We start from the raw sequence: 12,122 nt of genomic DNA on the forward strand, positions 1-12,122 counted from the left end.
GCGCGATCGGATGGCACGACGAAGTGACCGTCTTCACGGCGCACCGCACAGGGTGGCAATGATTCGGCTCCAGATCAAGGGTGAACGCCCGTCTCGTGGGTCACAGGCGCCTCACGCACGATATCCGGTCGCGGGCGACCGGTGGGAATCGCCTCCGATCGCCTCCGCCGCTTCCCGGCGGCGGACGTCAGCCGCCGGTGTTCTCGGAGCCCTCGGCGTGATCGGCGCCCTCGGGGTCGTCGGCGAGCGCGGCCGTGGTCTGGGGGTGGACCAGACCAGCGAGGCCGGCGGCGCCCACGACCAGCAGGACGGCGGCCACGAGGATGTCGGCGCGGAAGTTCCACGCGAGCCCCAGGGTGATCAGCTGGGCGAGGAGCAGCGGCCCCCGCGCCCACGTGTGGCGCTCGCGGACGGCGCGGGCGCACGCGAGCACCAGCGCGCCGAAGCCGACGAAGAAGATGGCCGTGGTGACGCCGAGCGCCACCCGGTCGCCGGAGAGGCTGGCCACCTGCACGACCGCGAGGACCAGGAGCGCGAGCCCCTCCACGGCGGCGACGGCGGTGGCCAGCTGGAGGGGGGCGGGGACCTGCGGAGTCGTGGTGCTCACGACCTCCAGCCTAGAAGGCCCGTGGACGACGCCGCGGGCCCGCACCGGCCCCGCGCCGCCGGCGGCTCACTCCGACTGCTGCAGCGAGCTGCGCAGCTGGTCGAGGGTGCGGTTGAGCAGCCGGGAGACGTGCATCTGGGAGACGCCGATCTCCTCGGCGATCTGGGACTGCGTCATGTTCTTGAAGAACCGCAGCAGCAGGATCTTCTTCTCCCGGGGAGCCAGCTGCTCGAGCAGCGGCTTGATCGACTCGCGGATCTCGACGTGCTCGAGACCCTCGTCCTCCACGCCGATCGCGTCGAGCATCGAGGCCGCGCCGTCCTCGGCGTCGTCGCTGGCGTCGAGGGAGAGCGTGGAGTAGGCGTTGCTCGACTCGATGCCCTCGATGATCTCCTCGACCGTGCAGCCGATCGCGTCGGCGAGCTCCCGCGGCGTCGGGGAGCGCCCGAGGCTCTGGGTGAGCTCGGCGCTCGTCGCGCCGATCTGCATGCGCAGCTCCTGGAGCCGGCGGGGCACCCGGATGGCCCAGCCCTTGTCGCGGAAGTAGCGCTTGATCTCGCCGAGGATCGTGGGCGTGGCGTAGGTGGAGAACTCCACGCCGCGATCGGTGTCGAAGCGGTCGACGGACTTGATGAGCCCGATCGTGCCGACCTGCACGAGGTCCTCGAACGGCTCGCCGCGGTTGCGGAAGCGGCGGGCGCAGTGCTCGACCAGCGGCAGGTGGAGGTGTACGAGGGCGTCGCGCGCGGCGTCGCGCTCGGCCGCGCTCGTGTCGGGGTCGCGGTGGACGGCGAACAGCTCGGCGCTGCGCCGTCGGGTCTCCTCGACGGACGCGCGCCGTCCGTCGAGCTCGTCCTCGCCGGGGGACGCCATCAGGCGCCGGCGTCCAGCGGGGTGGCGCCGTGGCCGATGCGTACCCGGAGTCGTCCGGGGAGGGCGTCGGCGGCCACCGAGTCGGCCAGGGTGGTGAGGACCTGCCAGGCGAAGGAGTCCTCGTCGGGCGCGGACGGCGTCGCCGCCGCTGCGCCGATCTCGACCACGAGTCCGCCCGGCTCGAGCCAGAAGGCTGCCTCGAGGTCGGCGCCGTCGTCGGCCTGCTCGAGGAGGACGGCGCACGCCTCGCCCACGGCGATGCGGAGGTCCTCGACGTCGTCGAGGGTGAAGTCGAGGCGGGCGGCCAGGCCCGCGGTCGTCGTCCGGATCACCGAGACGTAGGCGCCGTCGGCGGGCACCCGCACCTCGACGTCGGCGCGGCGGTCGCTGGAGGCGGTCTCGGTCATGGTGTCCCTCGTCGGTGCTGGCAGGAGTGGGCGGGGGAGTGCGGTGGTGGTGCGGTGGGAGTGCTGGAGTGCGGCGAGGCCGGCGCCCCCGTGGAGGAGCGCCGGCCTCGTGGCCGGATCAGGCCTTCTTGGTCTCCCAGAAGATCTCGGCGATCTCGTCGATCTTCGCGAGCAGCTGGTCGGCCACGGCCGGGTCGAGGGTGCCCTTGGTGCCCGAGGCGCCGGCGAGCTTGGTGGCCTCGTTGACCAGGGTGTGCAGCTGCGGGTACTTCTCGAAGTGCGGCGGCTTGAAGTAGTCGGTCCACAGCACCCACAGGTGGTGCTTGACCAGCTCGGAGCGCTGCTCCTTGATCAGGACGGCGCGGGTGCGGAAGTCGGGGTCGTCGCTGTCGAGCGCCTTGGCGATGACGGCCTTGATGGACTCCGCCTCGATACGGGCCTGAGCCGGGTCGTAGACCCCGCAGGGCAGGTCGCAGTGGGCCGAGACCTCGAGGGTGGGGGCGAACAGTCGCGCGAACATGCGGGTCCTCTCGGGTGTCGATGGGCGGGGTGTGTCCCCTCACCGCGACACTACTCGGATGAGTCGAGCGCGGCCCAGCACCCCACCCGGCCGGTCCGTGCTGCCCTGGGGAGCGGCCCGGGTGGTCGGCGCCTCGATGGCGCCGACGCTGCACGCGGGCGACCGCGTCCTGGTGCGGCACGGGGCGCCCCCGCGCCCCGGGGCGATCGTCGTCGCCCGGTTCCCCGACGGCGCCCTGGTCGTCAAACGCGCCGTCGAGGCGCGCACCACCCGTGACGGGCGGACCGGCTGGTGGCTGCTGAGCGACGACCCCGCGGTCGGGGTCGACTCGCGGCACCGCGGGGTCGTCGCCGCGGACGACGTCCTCGGGGTGGTGCGAGGTCGGCTGTGGCCGCGCCCGACCCTGCGGCTGGGGCCCGGTCCGGCCCGTGCCTGAGGGCGGGGACGCCGTCCCGCACTGCGGACTCCGGCGTCCGCAATGTGATCCATCCCATCCCAAGACGCCCGGGAGGGCGCCGGTGCGTCTGTGCCAGACTGGCGGCACAGCTGCACCCGCGTCCGGGTTCCGCGTCCCACAGGTCGCGTCGAGCCCGGGCTGTTCTCATCAACGCCCCGTGCGCGGGGCATCGCCGCCGCCCGGCGGCGCCCGACCTGCGTGGAAAGTACCGAGACCTGATGGCCGAGCCTGCCGAGATCACCCTGACGCCCGCCGCCCCGGAGCACCCGCGTGCCGGCGACCCCGTCTTCGACCTGCACCTGGGCGGCAAGCTCTCGGTGGCGGCCACCGCCCCGATCCGCGACAAGGACGACCTCTCGCTGGCCTACACCCCCGGTGTGGCGCTGGTGTGCGAGGCCATCGCCGCCGACCCGAGCCTCACCCAGAGCTACACCTGGGTGCCGAACACCGTCGCCGTCGTCACCGACGGCACCGCCGTGCTGGGCCTGGGCGACATCGGCCCGGCCGCCGCGATGCCCGTGATGGAGGGCAAGGCGGTGCTGTTCAAGCAGTTCGGCGGCGTCGACGGCGTCCCGATCTGCCTCGACACCACCGACACCGAGGAGATCATCGAGACCGTCGTCCGGCTCGCGCCGAGCTTCGGCGGCATCAACCTCGAGGACATCTCGGCGCCGCGCTGCTTCGAGATCGAGGACCGGCTCAAGGAGCTCCTCGACATCCCCGTCTTCCACGACGACCAGCACGGCACCGCGGTCGTCGCGCTCGCCGCGCTCAAGAACGCCCTCGAGCTCACCGGCCGCGACGCCGCCTCGACCCGCGTCGTCATCTCCGGCGCCGGCGCCGCGGGTGTGGCGATCGCCAAGATCCTGCTCGAGGCCGGCATCACCGACCTCGCCGTCACCGACCGCAAGGGCATCGTCCACTCCAGCCGGTCCGACCTCACCCCGGTCAAGCGCCAGCTGGCCGAGATGACCGCCGACAAGACCGGGCGCACCGGCACCCTGGCCGAGGCGCTCGACGGCGCCGACGTCTACCTCGGCGTCTCCGGCGGCACCATCCCCGAGGAGGACGTCGCGCGGATGGCGCCCGAGGCGATCATCTTCGCCATGGCCAACCCGACGCCCGAGGTGCACCCCGACATCGCGCACAAGTACGCGCGGGTCGTGGCCACCGGCCGCTCGGACTTCCCGAACCAGATCAACAACGTGCTCGCGTTCCCCGGCATCTTCCGGGGCGCGTTCGACGCCCGTGCCACCGCGATCACCGAGGGCATGAAGCTGGCGGCCGCCGAGGCGCTCGCCGAGCTCGTCGGCGACCAGCTCGCCGAGGACTACATCATCCCCTCGCCGTTCGACCCGCGCGTGGGTCCGGCCGTCGCCGCCGCGGTCTCCGAGGCCGCGCGCCGCGACGGCGTCGCCCGCCGCTGAGCACATCCGCAGCTCCGCAGCTGCGCCGAGGGAACGAGGGACCCCATGTTCGCCGTCTACGCCGACACCTTCTCCGCCGACGACCCGCTGTCCGCGCTGCGGCTCGGTGAGCGCCCCGACCCGGTGGCGCCCGAGGGCTGGACCACCGTGACGGTCAAGGCGGCCTCCCTCAACCACCACGACGTGTGGTCGCTGCGGGGCGTCGGCCTGCGCGAGGAGCAGCTGCCGATGATCCTCGGCTGCGACGCCGCGGGCCTCGACGAGGACGGCAACGAGGTCGTCGTCCACGCGGTCATCAGCGACCCGGCCTGGACCGGCGACGAGACCCTCGACCCGAAGCGCTCGCTGCTCTCCGAGCGCCACCAGGGCACCTTCGCCGAGAAGGTCGTCGTGCCGCGCGCGAACGTCGTCCCCAAGCCCGCCTCCATGTCCTTCGAGGAGGCCGCCTGCCTGCCCACCGCGTGGCTGACGGCGTACCGGATGCTGTTCACCCGCGGCAACCTCAAGGCCGGCGACACTGTGCTCGTGCAGGGTGCCGGCGGCGGGGTGGCGACCGCCTGCATCATCCTCGGCCGCGCCGCGGGCCTGAAGGTGCTCGCGACCAGCCGCGACGAGGCCAAGCGGGCCCGCGCCCTGGAGATCGGGGCGCACGAGGTCTTCGAGTCCGGGGCCCGACTGCCGGTGAAGGTCGACGCCGTCATGGAGACCGTAGGCCGGGCCACCTGGTCGCACTCGGTGCGCGCGCTGCGCCCGGGCGGCGCCATCGTCATCTCGGGCACCACCTCGGGGCCGAAGCTGGACGACGCCGAGCTCACCCGCATCTTCTTCCTCCAGCTCAGCGTGGTCGGCTCGACCATGGGCACGCGCGGGGAGCTCGCCGCCCTGGTGAACCTGCTCGACGCCACCGGCGCGCGGCCGCTGATCGACCGCACCCTGCCGATGACCGAGGCCGCGGACGGCTTCGCGGCGATGGCCGAGGGCGACGTCTTCGGCAAGATCGTCTTCACCCGCTGAGCCCGGGCGCCCGCCCTCTCCCTGCGATCCCCGGCTCGTCGTGGGAGCGGTGCGGCGATAACGGCTCGCGGAATGTCGGTGGCATCGCCGATGCTGGAGCAGCGATGAATCCTCGCGCGCTCGCCGGTCGATCCCGTTGACCCGCCGATGACGCCGGTGACGCCGTCGCATCGCTCCGCCACCCGAACCGAAGGACTCCCCATGACCTCCGCCACCGCCACGACCGGTACGGCGCTCCCCACGCGCACGCCGCCGGTCGTGCTGCTGCTCGTCGCGGCGACGTTCATCGTCATCCTCAACGAGACGATCATGGTCAACGCGATCCCGCACCTCATGGACGACTTCGGGGTGTCGCTGCGGGCGGCCCAGTGGCTCTCCACGATCTTCCTGCTCACCATGGCCGCCGTCATCCCCGTGACCGGCTGGTTCCTCCAGCGGGTCACCACGCGCCGGGCCTACGCCACGGCCATGGCGACCTTCTGCGCCGGCACCGCCCTGTGCCTCGTGGCGCCGGTCTTCGAGGTGCTGCTGGTGGGGCGTGTCGTCCAGGCCGCCGGCACCGCGGTGATGATGCCGTTGCTGATGACCACCTTGATGACGGTCGTCCCGGCCGACGACCGCGGTCGGGTGATGGGCAACGTGACCCTGGCGATGTCGTGCGCGCCGGCGCTCGGTCCGGCGGTGTCGGGCGTCCTGCTCGGCGTCGGCTCGTGGCGGCTGATCTTCGGCGTCGTCCTCCCGATCGCCCTGGTGATCTCCTTCCTCGGCCTGCGACGCCTCGAGGACGTCGGCGAGCCCCAGGCGGGCAGCATCGACGTGCCCAGCCTCGTGCTCGCCGGGCTCGGCTTCGCCGTCCTCGTCTACGGCATCAGCGAGATCGGCGGCGAGCAGGCCTGGTGGGTGCCGGTCGGCATCGCCGTCCTGGGTGCCGTGCTCGTCGGGATCTTCGCCAGGCGCCAGCTCCTCCTCCAGCGCGGCGGTTCCCCGTTGATGGACCTGCGCACGCTGCGGGAGCGCACGTTCACCCTCTCCCTGCTCGTCATGGCCGTCGCCTTCATGGCGATGCTGGGCGCGATGATCCTGCTGCCGCAGTACCTCCAGAACGCCCGGGGGCTCACGGCTCTCGAGACCGGTCTGCTCGTCGCCCCGGGCGGTCTCGCCATGGGTCTGCTCGGTCCCACGGTCGGACGCTGCTACGACCGCTTCGGTGCACGCGTGCTCGTCGTCCCGGGTTCGCTGGCCATCCTCGGCTCGCTCCTGCTGTTCTCCCGCATCGGCCTCGACACGCCCTACGCCGTCCTGGTGGGCATGCACCTCGTGATGATGGTGGGTCTCGCGATGCTCTTCACGCCCGTGTTCACCCTCGGTCTCGGGTCGCTCCCGCCGCACCTGTACTCCCACGGCAGCTCGATCCTCGGCACGCTCCAGCAGGTCGCCGGGGCGATGGGCACCGCCGCCGTCGTCGTCATCACCACCGTCCGTGCCGACCACCTCGTCGCCTCCGGTGTTCCCGACACCGAGGCCTTCGTCGGCGGTCTGCACGGGGCGTTCCTCGCCGGGGCTGCCGCCGCGGTCCTGGTCGTCGTCCTCGCGGCGCTGCTGCCTGCGCGGGTCGACGCCGAGGGCATGCCCCACGGCGGCCCGCTCGACACCGATGAGCAGCACCACGCCCTGGATGGCGAGGCGGGCGACGGGTCCGACGATGGGTCCGACGATGGGGCCGACGACGGGGCCGACGACGAGATCGACGGGGTCGACGAGGTCGTCGTCACCGTCTGAGGCCGAGCCCGACGTCGGTCCCGAACGGGCCGGCGCTCAGCTCGACGGGCTCGAGCGCCAGCGCAGGGCCCCGATGAGCACCATCCGCAGCTGGGTGCGCGCCTGCTCGGCCACCAGCCGCTCGGCCTCGGGGCGCCCCGCGGCGAGCAGGATCGCCTCGGCGGTGGCCACCATCGAGACCACGATGAGGTTCGAGAGGGTGCGCAGGTCCTCGCTCGACCAGGGCTCGGTGACCGGCAGCCGGGCGAGGTCGGTGGCGAGTTCGCGCTCGCACAGCTCGATCTCGTGGCGGATCGCCTCGCGCACCGCGGGCGGGCCGGCGGCGCGCTCGCGGGCGATGAAGAGGAAGTGCTGCCGCTGCTGGTGCACGTGGCTGACCAGGATGCTCACCGATCGGTCGACGATCGCGGCGAAGGGGGTCAGCCCGGTCGAGGTCGGGTCGATCTGGCGGACGTCGCGCAGCATGGCGCGCAGGGAGGCGAAGGACTCGTCGACCAGCGCCAGCCCGAGCGACTCGATGGAGTCGAAGTGCCGGTAGAAGCCGGTCGGCACGATGCCGACCTCCTTGGCGACCTGCCGCAGTGAGAGCGCCACGAGGCTGGTCTCGTCGCTCAGCTCGAGCGCGGCGTCGAGGATGGCGCGCCGGGTGCGCTCCTTGCGCTCCGTGCGGGAGCCGAGCGGCGTCTCGGTCACGGGAGCGGAGTCTACGCGGCGGGGGAGCGGCGTCGTCCCGAGCGTCCGATCGGCCGGTTTCGTGTACATGTGTTCACTGTCACCGGCTGGCCTGCTTGACCTGGGTGGCCGGATCTCCGAGTCTTTCAGTGTACGAATGTATACCGAAATGGAGGACCGCGTGAGCATCACCGGCACCCTGCTGCGATCCCGCGCCGTCGCCGCCCTCACGTCCCCGCACGGGGTCGATCGCTACCTCGAGATCGTCAACCCGATGTGGGCCGCCCACGAGGTCCGCGCCCGCATCGTCGACGTCCACCGCGAGGTCGACGTCCCCGGCCACCCCGCCGTCGCCACGCTGACGCTGCGCCCGACCGCCACCTGGCGCGGCCACCGCGCCGGTCAGCACGTGCAGGTCGGCGTCGAGGTGGCCGGCGCCCGTCGCACGACCCGCGTCTTCAGCATCTCCAGCTCCGACTCCCGACCCGGTGACGACATCACCATCACCGTGCGGGCCAACCCCGACGGCGTCGTCTCGCGCTGGCTGGTCGAGGAGGTGCGCCCCGGCGCGATCCTGCACCTCTCGCAGGCGCAGGGCGAGTTCGTCCTGCCCGACCGCATGCCCGAGCACATCGTGCTGATCTCCGGCGGCTCGGGGATCACCCCGGTCATGTCGATGCTGCGATCGCTCCAGCGTCGCACCCACCGGGGCCGGATCACCTTCCTGCACTACGCGCAGAGCCCCCAGCACCAGATCTTCGCCGAGGAGCTGGCCGAGGTGGCCCGCACCGGCTACGGCACCGATCTGCACCTGCTGCACCCCGAGCTCGGCGACCCCGCGCTCTCGCCGGCCTGGCTCGAGCGCCACATTCCCGGCTACCGCGATCTGCCGACCTGGGCCTGCGGCCCCGCCCCGCTGATCGAGGCCGTCCAGGCCGCCTACGACGGCTCCGATGCGCTGCACGTGGAGTACTTCAAGCCGCCGCGCGTCGCCGTCGGCGACAGCGTCGAGGGCGAGATCGTCTTCGCCCGCAGTGGCGTGGAGGCCGTCAACACGGGCGAGACCCTGCTCGAGCAGGCCGAGGCTGCGGGTCTCGCGCCCGAGTTCGGCTGCCGGATGGGCATCTGCTTCTCCTGCACCGCCCGCAAGAGCGAGGGCACGGTCCGCAACATCCTGACCGGCGAGACCTCCTCGCTCCCCGACGAGGAGATCCGCATCTGCGTCTCCTCGCCCGCCGGCGACTGCGTCGTCGACCTCTGATCCTCCCGGCCCGCCCGGACCCCGACCTCACCCGTCCTCAGGAGTGACCATGACCATCACCACCGACGCCAGCACCGACATCCGTCCCGACCGTCCGCTGACCGCCGAGCAGATCGAGGCGTTCGGCGCCGAGCTCGACGCGATCCGTCAGCGCATCCTCGCCGACCTCGGCGAGGAGGACGCCGCCTACATCCGCAAGGTCGTCAAGGCCCAGCGCGGCTTCGAGGTCGCGGGCCGTGCCCTGTTCTACCTGCCGCCGGCCTGGCCGCTGGCCGTCGCCGCCCTCAGCGTGTCGAAGATCCTCGACAACATGGAGATCGGCCACAACGTCATGCACGGCCAGTACGACTGGATGGGCGACCCGGGTCTGAACTCCCGCATGTACGAGTGGGACAACGTCTGCCCCAGTGAGCAGTGGAAGACCAGCCACAACTACATCCACCACACCTTCACCAACATCCTCGGCAAGGACCGCGACCTCGGTTACGGCATCCTGCGCATGGACGAGGGCCAGAAGTGGCACCCGTACTACCTCGGCAACCCGGTCTACGCCTTCCTGCTCATGGTGTTCTTCGAGTGGGGCGTGGCGATGCACGACCTCGAGGTCGAGAACATCGTCTCCGGCAAGCGGCGCATCGAGGAGAACAAGGCGATGCACGCCGGCATCATGCGCAAGGTGAAGCGCCAGGCGCTCAAGGACTACCTGCTGTTCCCGGCGCTCACCGGCCCGCTCTTCCCGATGACGCTCGCCGGCAACGCGGTGGCGAACCTGGTGCGCAACATCTGGGCCTTCAACATCATCTTCTGCGGTCACTTCCCGGCCGGCGTCTCGACCTTCACGATCGAGGAGTGCGAGAACGAGACGCGCGGCCACTGGTACTACCGCCAGCTCCTCGGCTCGGCCAACATCACCGGCGGCAAGCTGTTCCACGTGCTGACCGGCAACCTGTCCCACCAGATCGAGCACCACCTCTTCCCCGACCTGCCGGCTCGTCGCTACCCGGAGATCGCCGAGGAGATCCGCGAGATCTGCGAGCGCTACGACCTGCCCTACAACACCGGCCGGTTGAGCAAGCAGCTCGGCAGCGTCGCGTGGAAGATCGTCAAGCTCTCGGTGCCCGGACGCCGTCGCCCCGCGCAGAGCGCCCCGGCGCCCGTCGGCACCGACGCCCCGGCCGCTGCCACCGCGGCGGCCTGACCGACGACCCACGGGTGACGAGCGACGACGGGTCCGGGTGCCGTGACGAGCGGCACCCTGGACCCGTCGTCGTCGTCCGGGGGAGACTGAGGCCATGACGGGCCCCGATCGACTCAGCCGCGCCGAGATCAACAAGGACGCCGTCCAGAGCGCCCTGGAGGCCACGGCCTCGACCGTCGGTCAGGTGGCCGGCATCGTCACCACGGCCGTCAAGGACGTCGTGGGGGCGATCGGCGGTCTCGCGACCGAGGTCTTCGAGATCCGCGAGTCCGCCAAGCGCGCCGCCGACGACCACGACTGATCACGACTGGTCACGCCCGACAGTCGACGACCACGCCCTTCTCCAAGGAGCTCGCGAGCGTGGAGAGGTCGACGCCCTTCTGCTGGAGCAGATCGGCGAGGCTCGTGCCGCTCTGGAGGCTCGAGGTCAGGTCCTCGGTCGACATGTCGAGCAGGCTGCTCAGCGTGTCGAGCGTCGACTGCTGGCTCGCGTTGAGTTGACCCCCGCCGAGCACGCCGCCGGTGGGCGGCGGGCCGGGAGGCGGCCCGCCGGGCCCGCCCGGGCCGCCCGGGCCGCCCGGGCCGCTGAGGCCCTTCTGGTGGGCGATCTGGGCGACGACCTGGTCGAGGTTCGCGTCGTTCTTCAGGTCGTCCGGGGCCCCCTCCTTCAGCGCGCTGAGCAGGCTGTCGGAGGACACCCCCTTCTCGTTCGCGATGTCCATGAGCGATTTGCCCGAGGAGACCTCGGAGGCGATGTCGTCGGCCGACATCCCGAGGACGGAGGAGACCGCGTCGAACGGTCCCTTGCCGGCCGGCGGGCCGGAACGGTGCGACGCGGTCGTGGCCGCGGCGAGGGAGGACGAGCTTCCGATGGAGTTGATGCTCATGGCCGTCCGGTCGGACGCCCCTCGCTCGAGTTGAGCGCGCGCACCCCGACTCACAGGCGCCGGGCCGCAGTCACAGCCTCATGCCAGGTCCACGACAGGATCTGTGGGCGGTCTGTGGCCCGGGTGGGCCGACCGGGTCAGCTCACGTCCATCCGCACGTCGGCGTTGCGGAAGGAGGCCAGCCGGCGGGCGCCGTCGAGCCATCCCAGCGGGCCGTCGGGTGCGAACGACCAGGACGACCGGCACGGCCCCGCCTTCGCCGACCCGGTCAGGGCGCCCAGCACGGGTGCCGCGTGATCGTCGATCGCCGGCTGCCAGGTCTCCCCCCGGAACGGCGTGCGGGGCATCGCCGCGGAGACGTCGCCGAACCGGGCGGTGGCGATCGGTCGGCCCGCCAGGGACGCCGTCCAGGACGCCCGGCTGCGCAGGCGTCCGCGCTGCTCGGTCTCGGCGAAGGTGCACAGCTCCTTCGGGATCGCCCACAGGGCCCGGCCGCCGGCGACCGAGGCCGGGGAGTCGACCCAGATGTCGGTGATGGTGACCCGTCGACCGTGCTCACCGGTATCGACCATCCGGCCTGCGAGGAGCTCGTGGTAGGTGAGGGGACTGCCCTCCTCGTACCGCACGAACGCCACGCCGTAGACGCCGGCGGGCCGCAGGTCGTCGACCGGATGCGGCACCCGGAAGAGGCTCATCCACAGTTGGGCGCGCATGCGCCACGGCGTCGGCGGATAGGCGGGCTGGGTCACGCCGCGCATCCTCGCGGGCGCGGACGACGCCGTCCAGGGCCGGCGTCGGAGGAGGTCAGTCCTCCGGGTCGTCGAGGCGGGCCAGCCAGGTGGCCAGGCGCTCGATCGCGGTCTCGAAGTCGGGGTGGACGTCGACGAAGGCCTGGAGCTGCTCGGCGAGCCAGGCGAAAGTGACCTCCTCGTCGCCGCGACGTCGCTCGAGCTCCTCGATGCCTCGATCGGTGAAGTACACGGGGCCCTCCTGTGCGAGTGGGGGAACCGCCGACGGCGG

At 72.0% G+C, this 12,122-nt stretch carries 15 protein-coding genes; 7 read left to right on the top strand and 8 right to left on the bottom strand.

The window, feature by feature from the left end; all coding sequences use genetic code 11:
- Nucleotides 1-187: 187 nt before the first annotated feature.
- The 4 genes from ABD671_RS04515 to sodN form a co-directional block, all read right to left on the bottom strand.
- Complete coding sequence (locus ABD671_RS04515; protein ID WP_344732047.1) at nt 188-607, bottom strand: hypothetical protein; 420 nt, start codon at nt 605-607, stop codon at nt 188-190.
- A 66-nt stretch (nt 608-673) separates the two neighbouring features.
- Nucleotides 674-1,480, bottom strand: coding sequence for an RNA polymerase sigma factor SigF (locus tag ABD671_RS04520; RefSeq protein ID WP_344732048.1), 807 nt, complete (start codon nt 1,478-1,480; stop codon nt 674-676).
- Nucleotides 1,480-1,887 carry an anti-sigma factor gene (locus ABD671_RS04525; RefSeq protein WP_344732049.1) on the bottom strand — a complete coding sequence of 136 codons (408 nt, stop codon included), beginning with the start codon at nt 1,885-1,887 and terminating at the stop codon, nt 1,480-1,482. Before ABD671_RS04525 ends, ABD671_RS04520 begins: the two co-directional genes overlap by 1 nt.
- A 118-nt stretch (nt 1,888-2,005) precedes the next feature.
- Nucleotides 2,006-2,407, bottom strand: a complete 402-nt coding sequence (gene sodN, locus ABD671_RS04530; protein ID WP_344732050.1) for a superoxide dismutase, Ni — start codon at nt 2,405-2,407, stop codon at nt 2,006-2,008.
- Nucleotides 2,408-2,465: 58 nt separating this feature from the next.
- Between sodN and ABD671_RS04535 the strand changes: the two genes are divergently transcribed.
- The 4 genes from ABD671_RS04535 to ABD671_RS04550 all read left to right on the top strand — a co-directional run bounded on the left by ABD671_RS04535 (nt 2,466) and on the right by ABD671_RS04550 (nt 7,084).
- Nucleotides 2,466-2,843, top strand: coding sequence for a S24/S26 family peptidase (locus ABD671_RS04535; RefSeq protein ID WP_344732051.1), 378 nt, complete (start codon nt 2,466-2,468; stop codon nt 2,841-2,843).
- Between the two features lie 239 nt (nt 2,844-3,082).
- On the top strand, nt 3,083-4,291 hold the full coding sequence (locus ABD671_RS04540) for an NAD(P)-dependent malic enzyme (protein ID WP_344732052.1): 1,209 nt from the start codon (nt 3,083-3,085) through the stop codon (nt 4,289-4,291).
- Between the two features lie 45 nt (nt 4,292-4,336).
- On the top strand, nt 4,337-5,305 hold the full coding sequence (locus ABD671_RS04545; protein WP_344732053.1) for a zinc-binding dehydrogenase: 969 nt from the start codon (nt 4,337-4,339) through the stop codon (nt 5,303-5,305).
- Between the two features lie 201 nt (nt 5,306-5,506).
- Nucleotides 5,507-7,084 (top strand): MDR family MFS transporter, encoded by a 1,578-nt coding sequence (locus ABD671_RS04550; RefSeq protein WP_344732054.1) that lies wholly within the window; start codon nt 5,507-5,509, stop codon nt 7,082-7,084.
- A 36-nt stretch (nt 7,085-7,120) separates the two neighbouring features.
- Here ABD671_RS04550 and ABD671_RS04555 read toward each other — a convergent pair whose 3' ends face one another.
- Entirely contained in the window at nt 7,121-7,777 is a 657-nt protein-coding gene (locus ABD671_RS04555; protein ID WP_344732055.1) for a TetR family transcriptional regulator, read from the bottom strand.
- A 136-nt stretch (nt 7,778-7,913) separates the two neighbouring features.
- Here ABD671_RS04555 and ABD671_RS04560 point away from each other — a divergent pair, with 136 nt between their 5' ends.
- The 3 genes from ABD671_RS04560 (at nt 7,914) to ABD671_RS04570 (ending at nt 10,516) form a co-directional block, all read left to right on the top strand.
- Nucleotides 7,914-9,017: a ferredoxin reductase gene (locus tag ABD671_RS04560; protein ID WP_344732056.1), complete on the top strand. Its 1,104-nt coding sequence runs from the start codon at nt 7,914-7,916 to the stop codon at nt 9,015-9,017.
- A 49-nt stretch (nt 9,018-9,066) separates the two neighbouring features.
- Nucleotides 9,067-10,215: a fatty acid desaturase family protein gene (locus ABD671_RS04565; protein ID WP_344732057.1), complete on the top strand. Its 1,149-nt coding sequence runs from the start codon at nt 9,067-9,069 to the stop codon at nt 10,213-10,215.
- A gap of 94 nt (nt 10,216-10,309) precedes the next feature.
- Entirely contained in the window at nt 10,310-10,516 is a 207-nt protein-coding gene (locus ABD671_RS04570; protein ID WP_344732059.1) for a hypothetical protein, read from the top strand.
- 10 nt (nt 10,517-10,526) lie between these two features.
- On the opposite strand, the gene ABD671_RS04575 is transcribed toward ABD671_RS04570, so the two are convergent.
- From ABD671_RS04575 to ABD671_RS04585, 3 genes are all read right to left on the bottom strand, one after another.
- Nucleotides 10,527-11,102 carry a hypothetical protein gene (locus ABD671_RS04575; protein WP_344732060.1) on the bottom strand — a complete coding sequence of 192 codons (576 nt, stop codon included), beginning with the start codon at nt 11,100-11,102 and terminating at the stop codon, nt 10,527-10,529.
- Nucleotides 11,103-11,239: 137 nt separating this feature from the next.
- On the bottom strand, nt 11,240-11,851 hold the full coding sequence (locus ABD671_RS04580) for an acetoacetate decarboxylase family protein (protein WP_344732061.1): 612 nt from the start codon (nt 11,849-11,851) through the stop codon (nt 11,240-11,242).
- 55 nt (nt 11,852-11,906) lie between these two features.
- Nucleotides 11,907-12,083, bottom strand: coding sequence for a DUF6104 family protein (locus ABD671_RS04585; RefSeq protein WP_344732219.1), 177 nt, complete (start codon nt 12,081-12,083; stop codon nt 11,907-11,909).
- Nucleotides 12,084-12,122 lie beyond the last annotated feature (39 nt).

Origin of the sequence: Nocardioides fonticola (genome assembly GCF_039536805.1) — a bacterium.
GTDB classification, from domain to species: domain Bacteria; phylum Actinomycetota; class Actinomycetes; order Propionibacteriales; family Nocardioidaceae; genus Nocardioides; species Nocardioides fonticola.